13 protein-coding genes are annotated in these 20157 nt (G+C 66.8%); 4 read left to right on the forward strand and 9 right to left on the reverse strand.

Annotation, left to right across the window (positions count from 1 at the left end):
- Position 1: 1 nt before the first annotated feature.
- The 7 genes from lanKC to ACFTSF_RS33575 all read right to left on the reverse strand — a co-directional run bounded on the left by lanKC (position 2) and on the right by ACFTSF_RS33575 (position 9992).
- Entirely contained in the window at positions 2–2593 is a 2592-nt protein-coding gene (gene lanKC, locus ACFTSF_RS33545; protein WP_380158635.1) for a class III lanthionine synthetase LanKC, read from the reverse strand.
- A gap of 257 nt (positions 2594–2850) precedes the next feature.
- The gene (locus ACFTSF_RS33550) at positions 2851–5385 is read right to left on the reverse strand and encodes a glycoside hydrolase family 20 zincin-like fold domain-containing protein (RefSeq protein WP_380158637.1); all 2535 of its coding nucleotides are present in this window, start codon (positions 5383–5385) and stop codon (positions 2851–2853) included.
- 73 nt (positions 5386–5458) lie between these two features.
- The gene (locus tag ACFTSF_RS33555) at positions 5459–6400 is read right to left on the reverse strand and encodes a hypothetical protein (RefSeq protein WP_380158638.1); all 942 of its coding nucleotides are present in this window, start codon (positions 6398–6400) and stop codon (positions 5459–5461) included.
- Positions 6401–6950: 550 nt separating this feature from the next.
- Entirely contained in the window at positions 6951–8012 is a 1062-nt protein-coding gene (locus ACFTSF_RS33560) for an ABC transporter ATP-binding protein (protein ID WP_380158640.1), read from the reverse strand.
- Entirely contained in the window at positions 8009–8782 is a 774-nt protein-coding gene (modB, locus tag ACFTSF_RS33565) for a molybdate ABC transporter permease subunit (RefSeq protein WP_380158848.1), read from the reverse strand. Before modB ends, ACFTSF_RS33560 begins: the two co-directional genes overlap by 4 nt.
- A gap of 29 nt (positions 8783–8811) precedes the next feature.
- The gene (gene modA / locus ACFTSF_RS33570) at positions 8812–9597 is read right to left on the reverse strand and encodes a molybdate ABC transporter substrate-binding protein (protein WP_380158642.1); all 786 of its coding nucleotides are present in this window, start codon (positions 9595–9597) and stop codon (positions 8812–8814) included.
- Complete coding sequence (locus ACFTSF_RS33575) at positions 9597–9992, reverse strand: molybdopterin-binding protein (RefSeq protein WP_380158644.1); 396 nt, start codon at positions 9990–9992, stop codon at positions 9597–9599. Before ACFTSF_RS33575 ends, modA begins: the two co-directional genes overlap by 1 nt.
- Before the next feature lie 108 nt (positions 9993–10100).
- On the opposite strand from ACFTSF_RS33575, the gene ACFTSF_RS33580 reads away from it, so the two are divergent.
- The gene (locus tag ACFTSF_RS33580) at positions 10101–12023 is read left to right on the forward strand and encodes an acyl-CoA dehydrogenase (protein ID WP_380158645.1); all 1923 of its coding nucleotides are present in this window, start codon (positions 10101–10103) and stop codon (positions 12021–12023) included.
- Positions 12016–12633, forward strand: coding sequence for a hypothetical protein (locus ACFTSF_RS33585; RefSeq protein WP_380158647.1), 618 nt, complete (start codon positions 12016–12018; stop codon positions 12631–12633). Before ACFTSF_RS33580 ends, ACFTSF_RS33585 begins: the two co-directional genes overlap by 8 nt.
- Positions 12634–13014: 381 nt before the next feature.
- Here ACFTSF_RS33585 and ACFTSF_RS33590 read toward each other — a convergent pair whose 3' ends face one another.
- Positions 13015–13308, reverse strand: a complete 294-nt coding sequence (locus ACFTSF_RS33590; protein ID WP_380158649.1) for a CopG family transcriptional regulator — start codon at positions 13306–13308, stop codon at positions 13015–13017.
- A gap of 364 nt (positions 13309–13672) precedes the next feature.
- Between ACFTSF_RS33590 and ACFTSF_RS33595 the strand changes: the two genes are divergently transcribed.
- Positions 13673–16891, forward strand: a complete 3219-nt coding sequence (locus ACFTSF_RS33595; RefSeq protein WP_380158651.1) for a phosphodiester glycosidase family protein — start codon at positions 13673–13675, stop codon at positions 16889–16891.
- Between the two features lie 33 nt (positions 16892–16924).
- Here the strand turns inward: ACFTSF_RS33595 and ACFTSF_RS33600 are convergent, their stop codons facing one another.
- Positions 16925–19492 carry a bifunctional FO biosynthesis protein CofGH gene (locus tag ACFTSF_RS33600; RefSeq protein WP_380158850.1) on the reverse strand — a complete coding sequence of 856 codons (2568 nt, stop codon included), beginning with the start codon at positions 19490–19492 and terminating at the stop codon, positions 16925–16927.
- A gap of 52 nt (positions 19493–19544) precedes the next feature.
- Here ACFTSF_RS33600 and ACFTSF_RS33605 point away from each other — a divergent pair, with 52 nt between their 5' ends.
- Positions 19545–20087, forward strand: a complete 543-nt coding sequence (locus ACFTSF_RS33605; RefSeq protein ID WP_380158653.1) for a TetR/AcrR family transcriptional regulator — start codon at positions 19545–19547, stop codon at positions 20085–20087.
- Positions 20088–20157: the final 70 nt, after the last annotated feature.

Genomic DNA, 20157 nt, shown 5'->3' on the forward strand with positions numbered 1-20157 from the left:
TCTACACCTCCTTCGATTCATGTTGTAGGGATGGAGACTCGGACCACTGGGGAGGTCCGAGGAACGGGAGGGATACGGGCACCGAGTGCAGTGCCGATCCCAGGGCCAGCAGGACGCCGGCCGATCCGGTGGCCAGATCCATCGACAGGCGAAGGAGCTGGTTGCCGGGGAACGCGAGGCCACCTGCGTAAGGCATCGCGTGCCAGCCGAGTCCGTACACCAGGTCGTCGACCGTCGTCTGCTGCGCACCGAGTGAGGCTGCGGTGAGAAGCAGACCGGCGCGACCCATGAACAGGCCGGGCTGGACGTAGAAGGAGCAGTGCGCCACCCGTTCGAGCTGCGCGAGCACCGCGGTCAGCTCGTCACTCGGGCGATGCTTCAGGTAACGCGCGAGGGCGAGTGCGATCCCGGCCGAACCTTCTTCGAGGTACGGCAGGGTCCGCCAGCCCTGGTTGACCTGGAGCATGTCGCCGTCGGGCGAGGCCGAGCAACGCCGCAGATCCTGCCGGATCGCGATCTCGGCCAGGTCGAGCAGACCGGTGTCACCCAACTGCTCGAACGCTTCGATGAAGAGCAGAGCCGGTCCGGACGAGCCGTACATGAGGCCGGCGTGCGGATACTGCCCGCCACTGAGCTCCGGTACGTCGGTCACGTCGCCGAGGCGATCTGCGACCAGATCGAGCACCCGGACCGCCTTGGCGCGCAGGGCGGGTTCGGTGTCGAAGTGCAGGAGGCTCAGACCGATACCGGCCAGTCCGGAGTGCAGCCCGAGCTCGCGGGTGCTCCAGTCGTCGGCCAAAGTGCGGTCGACCAGGTCAAGCGCGTGCTGCCGATGACCGAGCACATCGAAGACATGGGCCACCCCGTGCAGACCGTCGTACAGGCCCGGGCCGGCCGCGGTGGTCAGGCTGCGCTCGCGCAGCCACTCCTCGTACTGCTCGAAGCGGCCGGCGCCGGTCTTGGCCATGGCGTAGAGGACACCGGCTGCGCCGCTGGCGAGGTCGATACCGCCACCACCGCGGAACTGCGCGATGTCGCCGGGGAACAGCCGGTCAGTGCGCTCGGGCGTTGCCGAGGCCACGATCGCCTTGGTCAGCGCGGCGCGGACGTCGGTCCACTCGGCCTTGCCGGGCAGTGCGAGCTCGGCCATCTCCGGATCACTGGTGGCGTCGGAGCCGACCACGGTCCGGACGGCCTCGTCGATCGTTGCCCTCGGCACCGGGAAGGTCTCGGTGATCATCTCGGCGAGCTGGAACGCCTTGCCCCGATGGAGATTCAGCAGGATCGTCGTCTGCGGCGCATAGACACCGAGCCCGATACAGGCCAGCGCGTAGCGGTCGACGTCGACACCTTCGCGGTCCGGCGGTGCGGCGTACCCGGGGTGGGCCAGCGTGGAGCGGGCCTTGTCCGCGGCGTTCGTCGCCACCTCGAAGTCGATCAGCACCATCCGGCCGTCGACATCGAGCAACACGTTGTCCGGGTGCAGGTCGCAGAACACCACACCCCGCTCGTGCAGCAAGGCGACTGCCCGGCCGACCTGCTCGACAGCGGCCGTCGCCCACTCGGCGAAGGCCGCCTTGTCGGCTTCGGTCGCATCCGGCTTGCTCAGCGGGTAGCGCCCGACCAGGTCGCGTTGCAACGAGATCGAGTCGATGTGCTCCTGCACCATGAAGTGGTGCTCGCCGAGCTCGAAGCGCTCGTAGGTCTTCGGGACGACGTCCAGGCCTTCGAGACGCTGCAGAATCTCGTACTCGTGGGCGATCCGGGCGACTGCGTCCCGGCCGGCCAGGTCGAGACCGGCGTGCGGGCGGCCTTCCTTGAGGACGACGCGGTCGCCGGACTCCTTGTGGTGGCCGAGGTACACGCCGCCGCCGTTGGAGAACTGGATGACGCTCTCGATCGTGTACGCGAGCTCGTTGGTGGAGACCGCGTTGCGGGCCTCGAGATGCGGCTGCAGGAAGTCCGGCAGCGGCACCCACGGCGGGATGCTGAACGTCGGACCGCGATGATCCGGAACCAGCTGGCCGTGCTCGTTCTCGAGGGCGAGCACGCGCTCACCACTCGGCGACAGACAGAAGCGGCTGACAAAGGCGCCGTACCGGACGAAGAGTGCACCGGTGCCGTAGCGCAGGTCGCTCAGGATGTACGGGCCCTGGACACCGTCGAGGATGTCGTCGAGCTCCTTGAGGACCAGCTCCAGCTGCGCCTCGTCGGCCGGGTAGATCGTGACCAGCTTGCCGCTCGATCCGCGCGGGGCGGCCTTCGAGTTCGCCATCACCAGCACGGCTTCGTTGCGGAGGAACTTGAACGCGATGCCGCGAGGGACGCAGTACTCCCAGACGGCATCGAGCGTCTTGATCACGTCGTCGAGCCGGGCCGAGACGTGGATCTTCCAGCCCTGCTGCGGCAACTGCAGACCCTCGGGTGCGTAGTGCATCCAGGTCTCGCCGGGGACGTGCTGCCAGCCCTCGGGCACTGGCCGGGTGGCCGGCTCGAAGTCCGGGTGCTCGACCCCACGCTGGGTGGGTGTGTCGTAGAACGTCCGGTCTGCCAAGCAGTAGAACTCGTAGCTTTCTTGCGCTCCGTCACGCATAACCGATCACCCCCCTCTCGTGGTGCTCCGCCATCTTGGGCGGCGTGAGAGGGGGTGGCGTAGTGCACGATGTCATCACTCTGATGTGAAGAATCCACACACTACGAGTGGGTAAGTAAACACTCTTTGTTACCAGTCCGCGCGTTCTGAGCGTGAATCGGCCTGTTACAAGATGTCAATTCGTGGCAGTGAGGTCACGAGGCGTAACTTCCCCCGGCATCCTTCGTGTCCCCTGGTTCATGCGTTCGTGTCAGGTCTCAGTTCCAGTTGTCCTGCTGGGGAGTGTCGGCCGGCGACGACCACCAGTGGTGCCTCGGCAGACCGCCGCCGGGGGCGAACGCATGGAGTTCGGCGTCGAACCGGAGCCCGTCCGGATCGCCGGTCGGCGCGACCTGCGTGCCCGGCGTGACAGCGGTCAGATCCTTCAGTACGGCGGCGCCGGTGCTCGGCACGCGGATCCGCAGCAGGTGCTGGTCGGAGGAGCGCCGTACGAAGATCACCGGGTTGCCTGCGGCATCCGCGAAGCCGGACGGTCCGCCAGTGGCGGTTGCACCGGTTTCGGTGGTCAGGTCGCGAGTGGTCGGCCGGTCACTGTCGAGGTCGAGAGTCCACAACCGGATCCGGCCATCCGGGTCCACGATGACCAGGTTCTGCCGGGCCGTCAGGATCGCGCGGCCCTGGGTGTCCTTGCGGGTGCCCGAGGTGGTCCAGCCGCCGATCTTGGTGTTCGCGGCGACAGGAATCCCGAGATCGGCGCGCTGGACGTTCTTCGCGTCGGTCGGTTGCCACCACCAGCGTTGCAGGTTGCCGTTGGCGCCGCGGGCGTAGACGACCTGCGTCCGCCCCCAGACGAAGGCGACCGGCGGACCGGTGATCTTGCCACCCCAGCGGTCGCCGTGGATCTTGGCGTCGCCCGGCGAGTACCACAGGTGGCTGAGGTTGCCGTCGGTGTCGGCGCCGAACACGTGCCGCTCAGCACCGTAGGAGAACCCAGCTGGATCGCCACCGAAGTTGAAGGTGCCATAGCCGTTGCCTGCTGCTGCGGCAGACCAATCCGCCGTCTTCCAGCCGGTGCCGCTCACGTACGACGTCTCGCGGACAGTGCCGGCGGTTGTGCGAGTGAATGCGCTCAGGCGATTGTCCGGGTTGGCGTACGCGAGTGGGCGGCCGGTGATCGAGTTGGCCGGAAGTAGGTCCTCACCGACCTGCCCTTGCGCGGCAGACCAGAAGGAATGCCGCAGAGCGCCGGCAGGCGAGGTGGTGAAGAGCTGCTGCGACTGCTGGTACCGGACTGCCGGCCCACTGGGGTTGGCGCCGAGCCCGACATCGCCGAACCGAGGCGTGTCGAGGATGCCGGGTGCACGCCCCACCGCGTTGATGGCCGGCAACGCATCGACGTACTTGGTGGCCACGGGTGTGGTGCCCCAGGCCTTCTGGGCGAGAGGTCGCAGTCTGGGGCTCAGGTCGCGTTCCAGCCGACCGGCGTCGTACACCGCTCCTCCGGTCCAGACGCAGAACTGCAGACCGGCCAGATGCGGGTCCGCTGCACTACCTGGCAGTTTGAGACCGCCATGGAAGGTACCGGAGTCGAAGTCGTTCCAGATCCGGTCTGGTGGGTTGTCCGTGGTGGCGAGGTCGAAGTACAGGTAGCTGAGGTTGGAGTTGATCAGCTGGTTGCCGTTGGCAGCCAGCTGGGTCGGTGTGAGGCCGTAGTTGATCCAGTGCATCATCACCAGGTTGCTGTCCGGTGTGACCTTGGTGGCGGGGGTGAGATCGTCCGTCCACATGCGGCTCGTCTTGCCGAGGCTGCGGACAACGCCGTTCGTCTTGTTCATGTACGCGCGGAACGCGTCCTGGACGGCACCGGTCTCGTTGTACGTCGCCATCGCCCGCCGGTAGAGATCGGGGTAGTCGTTCACCGTCACCTTGTCGGCCCGCAGGTTGGACCGCGGCCACTCGTCGCCGCCGATGTTGAACGTGTCGGACGGGAAGCGGCGGGCGAGGCGCTCCACCTCCGCGTTCGCCCACGACACTCCGGCCGCATTCGTCACGTCGAGGTTGATCTTGTCGGTCGCGCCGGCCGCGTCGACCAGCCGGTAGTGCGGCGGGATGTAGCCGGTGCCGAACTTCGGAGCGTTTACCCAGCCGATCAGCTTGACGTGTCGCCGCTGGGCGAGCTGGTTGACCGCACTGATGTCGGCGTCGGTCATGTTGAAGCTGTTCAGTGTCAGCTCGTTGAGCTTCAGATAGCTCATGTCGCGAAGGATGTTGTCCAGCCACGACACCGGCATCCGCGCCACACTCAGCAGCACACCACGGGAGGGGTACCGCGGCGAGTCGGTGATCACACCGGCCGGCAGGGTCGGCTTCTGCTTGAGGAGCTGCAGTACAGTCCGAGTGCCCCAGTAGACCCCGACCGCGGTCTTGGCGGTGACAGTCGCCGTCTCCCCGAGATCGACGCGGTACGCCTCATCCCCGGTGGCGTTCGGATCGAGTCGCAGTACGACGTCGCCCGCAGCGCTCGGACCGTCCGCCACCGCAGGCGCCGTACCGAGCAAGTAGGACAGATCATCGGCGAACGTGTCGGCATCGGCTCGCAGCTCGGCACTCTCCACCACCAGACGCGACTCTGGACGCCACTGGAACTCGCCACTTGCTGCCGGTTGCCAGGACTCCACAGCCGGCAGTACTGAGGGCAGGGGTGCGGCTGCGGTTGCCGGCGTACTGCCAGGCGCAATCAGTGCGGTCAGGAGAATGAGGAGGGCTACGACGCTGCGCAGAGACGCGGACATGCTGCAGTATCCGGCCGCTGCCGACCCGCCCGCAGCCCCTTCGACCTCCGTCGAATACGGCGGTAGCTGGGGGTCAGTGGATGATGGCGTCGCTGCAGCCGTGCCAGAGGACGGCCTGGTTGTTGCCGACGGCACCGATGGTCCCCACCGCATCGGGCTCCGGTCCGGTGACCGGGTTGCGGTCCGGCAGCGTGGCGATCCGCGTGCGCTGCGGGAACTTCCACCGCGTCGTACCGTTCACCGCAACCACCACTTGACTACCGTCCTGCTCGTTGACAGTCACAGCGTCACCACTGTCGTTGATCGACTCCGGCGTGGTCGGAAGCGGATAGAACCTGCCGTGCAGGTCGTCCCACACCATGCCGGCGAAGATCCCGGTGTCGACGAAGATCTCCGACCCACCACTGAAGTTGCCCCGGATTTCCGAGACGACGCCGCGGTTCTTGTTCCGGGCGTACACATACTCACCGGGCTGGTCCCAGGCCTTCCAGCGCAAGCTGATCTCGCGCTCCCGGCCGCCCTCCTCGATCAGACTCCAACCGACCACCACTCCGTCGTCGTTGATATCCGTCGCACTGGACAGCTGCCCCTCCGGCGTCAACAGCACCCGCGGCTTCCCACCACCCGGCCACACCAGCGACGCCAGATCCTCAGTGAAGCTGCTCATCCCCGACCCGACGACGTCGCCCCGGTTGTTGATCGCCGCCACCCCGGTCGTGCCATTCATGTAGTCCGGAACCTCCAGCACGCGGTACGTCCCATCCGCGAACACCCACGGCAACGTCGTACCGTCCTTCGCCGTACTGGACCCGATCACTACCCCACTGCTGTTCACGTCGACCACGCCAGGCCCAACCCCCGGCGCATCATCCAGCACCCGAGGTACGCCGTCCGTCCACAACACCGGCCGCATGTCGTCCCCCGACCACACCCGCCCCACCACGAACCGCCCCGAATCATCGGCCTTGGTCACATCACTCTGAGCCCCCACCGGCGTACCCGCAGGCAATGGCAACACCGAAGCCGAACAAACCGGCACCCCCGCCGCCGAAGCCACCCCCACCGGCCCCATCAAGACCCCAAGTGCAACCAGTCCCACCAATGCAGTCTTCCGCACAGCCCCTCCCGATCAACTAGTCAGACCTCTAGCCGACCGCTTTCCGGCCTACACCGCAATCCCTTCGACCACCACGCAAACGGTCACCAACACCGGCTGGCGGAGGTCAGCGTCAGTCTCGTGGTGAACACATCGACACCCCACCGTCGCCCTGCCCCAACGGCCCCTCGCCCACCCCCGAACACCCAGCTACCAGAGCCACCACAACAACCGCCACCCCAAGACGCTTCACCCAGATATCCACCCATGCGCAAACGTCGACGAGCAAGCAACTTGCAGCTTGTGGCAAAGCCCCGATCCTCCGAAGAACAGGACGTATATGCCTGATCAGGGTGCCTAGGCCGACCGCGCCGCGGACTGGTCGGTGTACGCAGACGGATACGTCCTGTCGCTCGGGCGATGCCGCACACCTGGGAGCGGTTCCCGGCAACGAGATCCAGGGGATGAATTACACCGGGTAGGTGGCTACTTCGGTGGCTTTTAGGGTGGCGTGTAGGGGGTGGCCGGGGGTGGGGTGGAGGTCGGCGAGGGCGGCGGGGGTTATGTCGGCCAGGAGGGTTGGGGGGCCGGTGGGGGTGGCGTCGAGGGTTATGCGGACTGTGTGGGCGTGTTGTTCCAGGGAGGTGACTGTGGCCGGCCAGGTGTTGCGGGGGCTGCCGGTGGGGGGTTGGGGGTAGAGGCTTACGGCGGTGGGTGGGAAGGCTACGTGGACTGGGCCTTGGGCTGGTTCGGCGAGGGTGATGGTGCCGCCGGTGGGGAGGGTGACTGTGGTGCCGTTGGCGGTGCCTCGGTAGAGGTTCAGGCCTACTAGTTGGGCTACGTAGTCGGTGCGGGGGTGGCGGGCTATGTCGGTGGGGGTACCGGACTGGACTACTCGGCCGTTCTCAATGATGACTAGGCGGTCTGCTAGGACCATGGCGTCCAGGGGGTCGTGGGTGACCAGGAGGGTGCGGCCGGGGAAGCGGGTCAGGTGCTGGCCGAGCTCGGCGCGGACGTGGAGGGTTGTGCTGGCGTCCAAAGCAGCAAGCGGCTCGTCCAGGAGTAGTACGTCGGGGCTGGTGGCCAGGGCTCGTACTAGGGCTACTCGTTGGGCTTGGCCGCCGGACAGGGCGCGGGGGCGGGTGCGGGCGTAGGGGGTGAGGCCGACGGTCTCCAGCCAGCGGGCGGCTTCGGTGCGGGCTGTGTGTTTGTCTACGCCGCGGGCGCGGAGGCCGAAGGCTACGTTCTCCAGGCAGGAGAGGTGGTTGAAGAGGAGGTAGTCCTGGAAAACGACGCCGATGGGACGGTGTTCTGGTGCGAGGAACGTGCGGGGTGGTGCGTCCCAGGTCTCGTCGTCCAGGGCGATGCGTCCGGCGTCTAGCGGGAGCAGTCCGGCGATGGTGCGCAGTGAGGTGCTCTTGCCGGCGCCGTTCGGGCCCAGCAGTGCAACGACTTCGCCGGGAGCGATCGCGAGGTCCACTTCGAGGTCGAAGGAACCGCGGGCCACGCGGAGGTCGGCGTACAGAGTCATCGCAGCCCACTGATCCAGCGCTCGCGCAGAGACGCCAGGACGACAACGGACACCAGCAACAACACGAGGCTCAGTACGACGGCCACGTCCGGATCGGTCTCCAAAGCCAAATAGACCGCCAGCGGCATGGTCGTCGTACGGCCCGGGAAGTTGCCGGCAAAGGTGATGGTGGCTCCGAACTCGCCCAGCGCGCGGGCCCAGCACAGTACGGTTCCGGCGACCACACCGGGCGCAATGGAAGGCAGTGTGACCCGCCGGAACGTCAGCCAGCGACCTGCGCCGAGTGTGGCGGCCGCCTCTTCGTAGCGCGGGTCTGCGGCCCGCAGTGCGCCCTCGACCGAGATCACCAGGAACGGCATGGCGACAAAGGCCTCCGCAACGATCACTCCGGCCGTTGTGAACGGCAAGGAGAACCCGAACCAGGTATCGAGGTGCTCACCGACCAGTCCGCGTCGGCCGAGGACCAGCAGCAACGCAACGCCACCAACCACCGGCGGCAACACCAGTGGGACGGTCACCAACGCCCTGATGAGACCGCGGCCCGGGAGATCACCTCTCGCCAGCAGCCAAGCCAGTGGGATCCCCAGCAACAAACACAGCACGGTAGCCGCGGTCGCACAGACCAAAGAGAGCCGTAGTGCCGTCCACACGTCCTCGCTGAACAAGCGACTCGGCAACGTCGACCATGGCGCTCGGGCGAGCAATCCGATCAGTGGGATCAGCAGAAACGCCAGACCGAGCAGCGCAGGCAGCAAGAGCACAAGAGGCAGTCGCCCACTCGTGCTCCTGCTGCGGCGACTCACGGTGCGCCGAAACCTGCGGCCGAGAGGACAGCCTTGCCCTTGTCGGACAGGACGTAGTCCACGAAAGCCTTGGCGCCGACCGCATTCGGTGCCTTGCTCAAGGTGGCGATCGGGTACTCGTTGATCGCCTTGCTCGCCTCAGGGAACTCGATACCGTCCACCTTCTCCTTGGCCGCGAGCACATCCGTCTTGTAGACGAGTGCCGCGTCGACCTCACCCAGGCTGACCTTGGTCAGTGCGGCCTTCACGTCCTGCTCCAGGCTGTCCGGCTGCGGTGTCAGCCCGACCGCCTTGAACACCTTGTTCGCGGCCGCACCGCATGGCACCTGCGCGGCGCACAGCGCGATCTTCTTGTTCTTGTCGGTGAAGTCCTTCAGCCCGGTGATCTTGCCCGGGTTGCCCTTCGGTACGGCGATCTCCAACGCATTCGTCACGAATGTCGTCGCTGCGCCCTTGTCTGTCACCTGGTCCATGTTCTTCGGCGCTGCGGACGCGAAAACGTCAGCCGGTGCGCCCTGGTTGATCTGCTGGGCCAGAGCCGAGCTACCGGCGAAGTTGAAGACCACCTTGACGCCCGGGTGCGCAGCCTCGAAATCCTTGCCCAGCTGGGTGAACGTCCCGGTCAGCGACGCCGCCGCGAACACGGTGACGGTCCCGGAGACGGCCGCCGTACTGGAGTTGGAGCTGGACGGGGATGACGCGGCCGGCTGGTCGGTGCCGCAGCTGACCAAAGTCAGGGCAGCGACGGCGGTCAGCGCGGCGAAGGTGGTACGGCGGAACATCAGACCTCCGGGATCTCGACGACGACGTGGGTGGACTTGATCGAGGCCACGGCGACCACACCTGGTTCCAGGCCGAGCTCGTCGGCGGCCTCGCGGCTCATCAGCGACACGATGCGGAACGGGCCTGCCTGCATCTCGACCTGAGCCATCACACCGTCCTTGACGACGCGGGTGACGATCCCGCGCATGCGATTGCGAGCCGAGGCCGCGGTGGTGTTGCCCGGCTCCGGCGTATCGGCCAGCTCCTGGGCGAACGCAGCCAGCGCCTGCCCGTCGACGGCCATCCGGCCGCCGTCCTGAACCGAGGGCAATCGGCCCTGATCGATCCAGCGGCGAACGGTGTCATCACTCACACCGAGGAGCGCTGCTGCCTCACTGATCCGCAAATTCGGCACGGTAGACAGCATACTGCCGCAACTGCGCCTCGAAGCTTCGATCTCAGAGTTGTCCACAAGCCGTAATTGGTCACAGAAAGTGGGCACGAATCCGCATATGTTGTTGGTATGAGGACATCGGGGATGCGGGACTACCTGGACGGGCCGCACAAGGCTGCCCGCGACGTCGTGCGCGCCGGCCTGGCGGCGAACGCGGAGCTGTTCGAGTTCGCCGTGCGGCAGCCGCGCGACGAGTATCGCGACACCGTGCTGGAGATGCTGCAGACGATCACCGCGCAGGGCCATCCGGCCCGCGGCTTCCCCAAGGAGTACGGCGGCGAGGGCGACCTCGGCGGGTATATCGCCGGCTTCGAGACCCTCGCGTTCGGCGACCTGTCGCTGATGGTGAAGGCCGGGGTGCAGTTCGGCTTGTTCGCGGGCGCGATCCTGCATCTCGGCACCGAGCGGCACCATGAGGCCTATCTCGCCGACGCGATCGGCGGCCGCCTGCTCGGTTGCTTCGCGATGACCGAGACCGGGCACGGCTCGAATGTCCAGGCGCTCGGCACCACGGCGACGTACGACGCTGCGACCGGCGAGTTCGTCATCAGCACCCCGTCGGCGGCCGCTCGCAAGGACTACATCGGCAACGCGGCTCGGCACGGGCGGATGGCGGCGGTGTTCGCTCAGCTCGTGGTCGGTGGCGAGACCCATGGCGTGCACTGTCTGCTGGTGCCCATCCGCGATGAAGCCGGTACGGCGCTGCCGGGCGTGACGCTGTCGGACTGCGGACCGAAGCTGGGGCTGAACGGTGTCGACAACGGGCGGATCGTCTTCGACAACGTCCGGGTCCCGCGCGCGGCGCTGCTGGACCGCTATGCCCAGGTCGATGCCGATGGCAACTACCACAGTGAGATCGAGAATCCGGACCGCCGGTTCTTCACGATGCTCGGCACGTTGGTCCAAGGCCGGGTGTCGGTCGGCGGGGCCGCGATCACCGCGAGCAAGGTCGCGCTCGAGATCGCCGTACGGTATGCCGCCCAGCGGCGGCAGTTCGGGGCGCCGGGGAGCAATGAGGAGACGCTGCTGCTCGACTACCGGATGCATCAGCGTCGGCTGCTGCCGTTGCTCGCGAGGACGTATGCGCTGCACTTCGCCCAGGGGGAGTTGGTCGACGAGTTCGTCCGGGTGTTCGGTGACGGGAGTAGTGAGCACGACCGCCGGGCGCTGGAGGCGCAGGCTGCCGGGACGAAGGCGCTCGGGACGTGGCACGCGACCGAGACGATCCAGATGTGCCGGGAGGCGTGCGGTGGTGCGGGCTACCTCGCGGAGAACCGGTTGGCGACGCTGAAGGCGGACACCGATGTGTTCACCACCTTCGAGGGTGACAACACCGTCCTGCTGCAGTTGGTCGCGAAGGGCCTGCTGACCGACTACCGGGAGTCGTTCGGGAAGCTCGATCCGCTCGGGACCGCACGCTTCATCGCGGCTCAGGCGGTCGAGATAGCGGTCGAGAAGGCCGCGCTGCGACCACTCATCGATCGGCTGCGCGACGTCGTACCGAACCGGAACGATCCGAGTGATCCGGACGCCGGGCTGCGCGACGACGCGTACCACTCGGGGCTGCTGCGGTTCCGGGAGCAGCACATGCTGTCCGGGGTTGCGCGCCGGTTGAAGGCCGGGATCGACGCCGGGGACGAGGCGTTCGACGTGTTCAACCGTTGCCAGGATCATGTCATCGCGGCCGGTCGGGCGCATGTGGACCGGGTCGTGCTGGAGGCCTTCCAGACGGCGGTGCAGGGTGCGCCTGAGGAGATCCAGGAGGTATTGAAGGACGTCTACGACCTGCATGCCTTGTCAACCATCGAGGTCGAGCGTGCGTGGTACCTCGAGCACGGACGGTTGTCACCGGCCCGTTCCAAGGCGATCACCGCCCTGGTGAACGAGTTGTGCGGCGTCGTCCGGCCGGTCGCGGTCGAGCTCGTGGAGGCGTTCGGCGTACCGGGCGCGGCGGTGCAGGTGCCGATGGTTGTACCGTCACAGCATGAGTGAGTCGATCGAACCCGCGTCGGCTGCCGAGGCCGCCCGCGAACTCGCCCGGGTGCTGCTGGAGCAGGCCGATGCCCTCGACCTGCACGACCTGCGGGCCACCACAGCGATCGAGAACGTACGCGTTCAGGCCAGGGTGCTGGCCGAGGCCGTCAACGAACGCGGTTGGGGTGACATCTTCCTCGGGATCGACTCCTACGACCCCGACGAGCTGGACGACCTGCCGCTCGGACCGGACGACTTCGACGACCCCGACGACTATCGGGAGATCGTCGCGGGCGACGACCTGGACGAGCTCGAGGAGGTGCTGTTGCCGGAGGACGGAGTCCGGCTCAGCTACCAGGCTCGCTACGACTTCGTGGTGACGGACCCGGAGGCGTTTGTGCGCTACGTCCGCAGCCGCGCGGACGAAGCCCAGAACGACGAGGTCGTGGACGACATCGAGGACGCCCAGTCGGCCTTCGAGCTGCTCTGCTATCTCGACGGACTCGGCTCCAAGGACTACGACCAGGCCGGTCTCACTCCGGCCGGCGGCGAGGAGTCGCACAAGATCGTCGAGTTCTCCCTCTGGGACCTCGACCCGACCCGGCGCGACGACACCTACCCGTACTGACCCCGACTCAGCGCGTCTTGTTGTTGCGGAAGGCAACATATAGACGGAGCGTAGTTGGAAAAACACTCAGCGTTGCCTTGTTCAAAGGCAATGCAAATGTTTGAACCGAGCAGTAGCCGGTTCTTGTGGCCCCATGACAACGTTCTGTTGTCAGCGACGGACGGGTCGCCGACACAGGCTCCAGGCGGAAAGCCGATGTACTCCCGTCCGCGACCGGAAATGTACCTCCCCTGCCGGTTACGGAATGAGACGACGGCTCCGCCCTCCTTCGGGCCGACTGCCCTCTCGGGGCAACAGCAGGACGCCGGTCGCGCCATCAGCGGTGCCGGTCGCCAGTGAGGTGGCGACCGACACCCGGCGCGACCGGCGTTTCTTATGCGGTCACTCGCCGACGGCTCGCTCCAGAGCCTCGCGCGCGAACTGTGACACGGTCATGCCGCGTGCTTTGGCCTTCGCCTCGGCGCGGGCCTGCAGTTCGTCCGGGACCCGGAAGGCGATCTGGGGTGAGGACTTCCGGGATCCGCTCAACGATGGCCGGCCGGCGCGCACGCGAACGACTGCCTCCTCGGCGAGCTCCGCAGCCCGCTCCTCGGTGATCCGCTTCCCGCGGCCATCGCGCACCACCTCGACATCGAGATCGACATCCTCGCCGTACTCGTGCTTCTTCTTACTCATTTCGCCCTCCAGTCCGGTACTGCGTCGGCATCACATGAATGACGAGCCAGTACTCCGGCAGGACCAGCGCCACGATCTCGAGCTCGACTCCACTGTCTCCAGCACGTACTTCGCGTGCGCCCTGCCAATGCGGTGCTTGCGCGAACCGCGTGTGAACTTGATGAACACCCTGCCCCCGATTCTGTCAGACAAAATTAAATCTGTCCAACAAAATTAGTCACTGTCTGTCGAAGTCAGTCTGCAGGGCGTCACCGACAGGAATCGGTCCACGGCTTATTCGGTGTTCGTTCACCGTGATAGGTCTGGCGTGAACATCTGCCGGGGCGGTTGACTTGGTTCGTCAATCGTTGACGGTGGAGGTCTTGTGCGTGCCTTGTCGGTGGTGGGGGTTGTGCTGGCGGCCGGTCTGGTTGGGCCGGGGGTGGTGGCGAGTGCTCGGCCTGTTGAGCAGGCGGCTGTTGGTGGGGTGCAGACGTATGAGCGGAGTCGGCCGGTTGCGCCTGGGGTGACGGCTGGGGCGCTGGAGACGTTTGACGCGCGCGGGTGGCAGCAGGGGAATACCTTGACTGTCGATCTGACCAAGGGGGCTCGGATCGACTACCTGTCGGCGGGCAAGGTCAGCTCGACCAAGCCGATTGACCAGCAGGCCAACGAGGTGGGCGCGGTCGCGGCGGTCAATGCGGACTTCTTTGACATCAACAACTCGGGCGCCCCGCTGGGGCCGGCGGTTGCTGATGGCAAGTTGGTGAAGTCGCAGTCGGAGGATCCGTATCGTGCGGTCGCATTCGATCAGCGTGGGGTTGGGCGGGTTCTTGAGGTGCTGTTTGAGGGTACGGCGGGGCCGTTCCGGCTCGATCGGCTGAATAGCCCGGTTATTGCCAAGGATGAGATCGGTGCGTTCACCGCGTTGTGGGGGAGCTACTCGCGGGCTCAGGCGGGTGCGACCAAGGTGGTTGAGGTGGTGATCACGGGCGACACCGTGAGTGCGATCAACCCGGTCGCGGGTGCTGGTGAGATTCCGGCTGGTACGACGATTCTGGTCGGTCGCGAGGCTGGTGCGGACGAGCTTGGTGCGCTGAAGGTTGGCGACAAGGTGCCGGTTTCCTTTACGCCGCGCGCGTCTGACGGCAGTACGGTCCGGACCGCCGTCGGGGCGCATGCTCTGCTGGTCGACCAGGGGAAGCCTCAGCCTGTCGACGACACCGTGTACGCCGGGCGTACCGGGCTCGGGTTCTCGGCTGACGGGAAGAAGATGGTTGTCGTCACCATCGACAGCAACCGGGTTACCCACAGTCGGGGCGCGACGTTGGCCGAGATGGGGAAGATCCTCGCGGCTCGCGGCGCGTACGTCGGTGTTGAGTTGGATGGCGGTGGTTCGTCGACGCTGGTGTCGCGGCGGCCGGGGGATGCGCGGGTTCAGGTGGACAACGTGCCTGGGGATGGTTCGATTCGTCCGGTTCCGAACGGGCTTGCGGTGATGGGGCAGAAGGGGAGCGGGCGGGTGCACGGCGTCTGGGTCGAGACCGCGGCCGACGGTCGCACGGCACCCGGTGATGCTCCCGTACCAGGCGGTCGGCCGGATCGCGTGTTCGTCGGAACCACGCGGACGCTGACGGCGACGCCGTACGACGAGGTTTTCGGCCCGGTGAAGCAAAAGCCGCACGTGGTCTGGTCGGGCTCGCACGGGACGGTTCGAGACGGGGTATTCATCGCACGCACGCCCGGCCGGGCAGTAGTCAACGCCACCGCACTCGGGGCCGGGGTCGGTTCTGGGCGGGCGGAGTTGGAGGTGTTGGGGCCGCTGGTGCGGATTGCGGCTACCAGTGGGACGTTGAATCTGACGGGGAGTGGCAGCTTTGGGTTGGTTGGGTTCGATGCGCTCGGCAACTCGGCGCCGGTGGAACCGCGGGATGTTGAGCTGAGTTACGACCAGAGCTTGCTGGCGATCACGCCTACTGCGGATGGGCGGTTTGGGGTCACGCCGAAGAAGGAGTCTGGGGCGGGCGTGGTGTCGGCGCGGATCGGGTCGGCGGAGGCGGCGATCGCGGTTTCGGTGGGGGTGGAGAAGCGGATCATCGAGACGTTCGATACCGCCGAGAAGTGGACTTCGGGGTCGGCGCGGGCGACTGTGTCGGTGAGCAAGACGCCTGAGGGGCAGGACGGGGCGGGGCTCAAGTTGAGTTATGACTTTGGGCAGTCCGCGTTGACTCGGAATGCGTACGCGATCTCGCCGACGCCGCTTGGTGGTACTGAGCAAGCGCGTGCCTTCGGGGTGTCGATGTTCGGGCATGGGAAGGGGGAGTGGACCGCGTTCGGTCTCGTCGATGCGACCGGGAAGCTGACCGCGGTCTACGGGCCGTACGTCACCTGGAACGGGTGGCAGACAGTCGAACTCCCTGTCCCAGAAGGGCTTCCGCAGCCGGTGCGGTTGCGGCGGATCTACACGCTGGAGACGAAGGCGACCGCGCAGTACCAAGGTGAGGTCGTGGTCGACAACGCCTATGTGAAGGCTGCTCCGGCGGTGACCGCGCCGACCCCGGCGAAGGTGGCCGATCCGCTGATCCAGACCGCGCGAGCGGTCGACGGGCGGGACTGGCGGTTCGCGGTGATGTCGGATGCGCAGTTCGTGGCGCGTGATCCGGATTCACCGCTGGTGCAGGCAGCCCGCCGTACTCTGCGTGAGATCAAAGCCGCGAAACCGGACTTCTTCGTGATCGCCGGTGACTTCGTGGACGAGGCCACTGAGGTGGACTTCCAGCTGGCCAAGCGGGTGCTGGACGAGGAGATCGGTACGTCGGTCCCGTACTACTACGTGCCCGGGAATCACGAAGTGATGGGCGCGGCGATCACGAACTTCGAGAAGTACTTCGGCGCGACGCATCGCGTCTTCGATCATCGCGGGACGCGGTTCATCACGCTCGACTCATCCTCGGGGACGTTGCGGGGTGGCGGATTCGACCAGATCGCCATGCTGCGTGGGGCTTTGGACGACGCGGCGCGGGATCGGAAGATCGGGTCGGTGGTGGTGATCGAGCATCATCCGCCGCGGGATCCGACTCCGGCGCGGAACAGCCAGCTGGGTGATCGGCACGAGGCTGCGCTGCTCGAGAAGTGGTTGGCCGACTTCCAGCACTCGACTGGGAAGGGTGCGGCGTTCGTCGGCGGTCATGTGGGGACGTTCAGCGCGGCTCACGTGGACGGCGTTCCGTACCTGATCAACGGGAACTCGGGGAAGGCGCCGGCCACCGATCCGGGGGACGGCGGGTTCACCGGCTGGACGATGTTCGGGGTGGATCGGCGCGGGAAGGACTGGTTGTCCGCGCAGATTCGACCGCATGTGGACGAGCTGACGCTGGAGGTGCCGAGCACGATCCGGCGAGGCGAGTCCATGCCGGTGAAAGCCACGCTGACTCAGGCCGGACGCGCCGTACCGGTGGTCTATCCGGTGAGCGTCGACTGGTCAACCAGTCGGAACCTGCGGTACCGCGACGGCACCGTCACCGCACTCAGTCAAGGTGCGGCAACGGTGACCGTCGAGGTCAACGGCATCCGGCGGACGGCCACGCTCACCATCACTCGCTAACGTCCGAAAGGAACGGCGTACGTGGCCCAGACGTTAGGCGAGTTCTAGGAGGGTGTTGGAGCGGACGGGGACTTCGCCGTACGTCGTGGTGCGCTGCCGGGCGGGTCGTCCGGCAGCCGTCGCCATCGCGGTGAGTTCCTCGATGGACTTGCGGGAACCGTGCTTGGAGCCGGCCATGCGGCTGATGGTCTCCTCCATCAAGGTCCCGCCGATGTCGTTGACACCACCGTTGAGTACGGCGACGCAGCCGTCGACACCGAGTTTGACCCAGGAGCACTGGATGTTGTCGATCCGGCCGTGCAGCATGATCCGCGACATCGCGTGGACTGCGCGGTTCTCGTCGTACGTCGGGCCCGGGCGGGCGACGCCGGCCAGGTAGATCGGCGAGTTCTGGTGGATGAACGGGAGCAGCACGAACTCGGTGAATCCGCCGGTCTGGTCCTGGACCTCGGCGATCGTGCGCAGGTGCTGGACCCAGTGCCGGGGTTCGTCGACGTGGCCGTACATCATCGTCGAGCTCGACGGCAGGCCGACCTTGTGGGCGGTGCTGATGACCTCGATCCAGCTTGCCGTGGGCAACTTCCCCTTGGTCAGGATCCAGCGGACGTCGTCGTCGAGGATCTCGGCGGCGGTGCCGGGGATGCTGTCCAGCCCGGCCTCCTTGACCGAGATCAGGAACTCCTCGATCGACAGGCCGGTGCGGACCGAACCGTTGACGATTTCCATCGGCGAGTACGCGTGGACGTGCATCTGCGGGACGCGGTCCTTGATGGCGCGGACGAGATCCGCGTACGCCGTACCGGGCAGGTCGGGGTGGATACCGCCCTGCATGCAGACCTCGCTGGCGCCGATCACCCAGGCTTCTTCGGCGCGCTGGGCCACTTCGTCCATCGAGAGGGAGTAGGCGTCGGCGTCGGTACGGCGCTGCGCGAACGCGCAGAATCGGCAACCGGTGTAGCAGACGTTGGTGAAGTTGATGTTCCGGTTCACCACGTACGTGACGTCGTCCCCGACAACCTCCTTGCGCAGATCGTCCGCAATCTTCGCGAGGTGGTCGAGGGCAGGCCCGGTGACGGTCATCAGCGTGAGGGCTTGAGCGTCGGACAGCCCGGCGGGGTTGTCCGCAGCCGCGGCGAGTGCGGCCTTCACGTCGGCGTCGATTCGCTCAGGTGCACTCTCGGCGGATCGGCGGGCGGCTACGTCTTCGCGGATTACGTCCCAGTCGCCGTAGGCGGCGTCGAAGTCGGAGCGGGTTTCGGTACGGCGGCCTTCGGTGTCGATGGCGGTGTGCAGGTCGGTGCGGCCGACGCTGTCCCAGCCGCCGTCGGGTTCCTGCCAGGGGAGGCCGACCGGCTTCGCGTCCTCGTTGGCGAGGCCGGTTTCGGGGTCGATGAGGGCCTCGACGTGGGAGATGAGGCGCGGGTCTAGCCACGGCTCGCGGAGGTATTCGGGGTGCGCGGTCAGGCGCTCACGCAGGACGAAGCCGGCGTCGGCGGTGACCTTGGCGAGGTCGTCGATCTGGGGCCAGGGGCGCTCGGGGTTCACGTGGTCGGGGGTCAGCGGGGAGACGCCGCCGAAGTCGTCGACGCCTGCATCCAGCAGCGCGCGGCACTCGGCGAGGTCGACCAGATTCGGTGGCGCTTGCACGCGCACTCGGGGGCCGAGCACGATGCGGGTCGCGGCGATCGCGGCCAGCCACTCGTCCAGCGGTACGTCGGCGTCGTTGCGCATCGCCGTGTCCGGCTTCACCCGGAATCCCTGGATGATCACTTCCTGAATGCCGTTGTACTGCCGCGCAATCTTCCGCAGCGCGAAGATCGAATCTGATCGTTCGGTCAGATTCTCGCCGATACCGATCAGCAGACCGGTCGTGAACGGAACATTCGATCGACCGGCATCCTCGAGCACCCGCAACCGGATCGCCGGGTCCTTGTCGGGCGAACCGTAGTGCGGCTGACCCTTCTCCTCGAACAACCGGCGCGACGTGGTCTCGAGCATCATGCCCATGCTCGGCGCGACCGGCTTCAGTCGCTGCAGGTCCTGCCACGACATCACGCCCGGGTTCAGGTGCGGCAGCAGACCGGTCTCTTCGAGCACTCGGATCGACATCGCCCGGACATAGTCCAGCGTGCTGTCGTACCCGGCCTCCTCCAGCCACACCCGCGCCGCGTCCCACCGCTTCTCCGGCGCATCGCCGAGCGTGAACAGCGCCTCCTTGCAGCCCAGCGCCGCACCCTGCCGCGCGATCTCCAGCACCTCGTCCGGGGACAGGTACGGCGCGTGCACCCGACCGGGCGTGGTCGCGAACGTGCAGTAATGGCAGCGGTCCTGACACAACCGCGTCAGCGGGATGAAGACCTTCTTCGAGTACGTGATGATCCCGGGGCGGCCGGCGTCGGCCAGCCCCTGGTCGCGGACCCGGGCCGCGGTCGCCATCAGGGCGGTCAGCGCGGTCCCCGAGGCGGTCAGCAGCACCTCCACCTCGGCCGGGTCGAGGGTCTTGCCGTCATCGGCCCGCTTCAGCGCTCGGCGCATCGCCGTACTCAGCTCGTTGGTTGTCACGTCACCAAAGCCTAGGGGCGGAAATGCGCCCGACCCCATGATTCCGGCGGCCAAAAACAATCCGTACAGGTGTCCTGATAGTTTGCCGATTATGACTCCCGACGGCCGCCGCAAGCGCGGTGAGCTGCGGCGGAACGAGCTTCTGCAGGCCGTCGTCGAGGTGATCCGATGCGACGGAGTCGCAGGTGTGAGTCATCGTGCGGTCGCCGCGAAGGCCGATGTGTCGGTCGCGTCGATCACCTATCACTTCGCGACCCTCGACGATCTGATGGTCGCCGCACTGACCTGGGCGGCCGACGACCTGGCCACCGAACTGCATGGCTGGGGCAGTGAACTAGGCCCGCGGCCGACCGACGAGCTCGCCCGGCTCATCGAGCACAACCTGGTACGGCGACGCGGCCGCACGCTCGCGCTCTACGAGCTCTACTTGTACGCCGCTCGTCGCCCGGAACTGCGGTCTGCCGCAGCCGCCTGGCTGGAGCCGATGACTGATATCGCCCGGACCTTCACGGCGGATCCGCGGAAGGCACAGCTCCTGGTCGCCGCTCTCGACGGTCTCCTGATGCAGTGCCTGATCGGGGCGCGCGAGGTCGACCGCGCTGACATCGCGGCACTGCTCGACGTACTGCGGTAGCGCGTGAGCTACCCCGACTGGGGTGCGCGGGCCAGGGTGATCAAACCCGCGCCCCTGTTGGGTTGAGGGC

Source organism: Kribbella sp. NPDC056951 (genome assembly GCF_042674205.1).
Classification (GTDB): Bacteria; Actinomycetota; Actinomycetes; order Propionibacteriales; family Kribbellaceae; genus Kribbella; species Kribbella yunnanensis.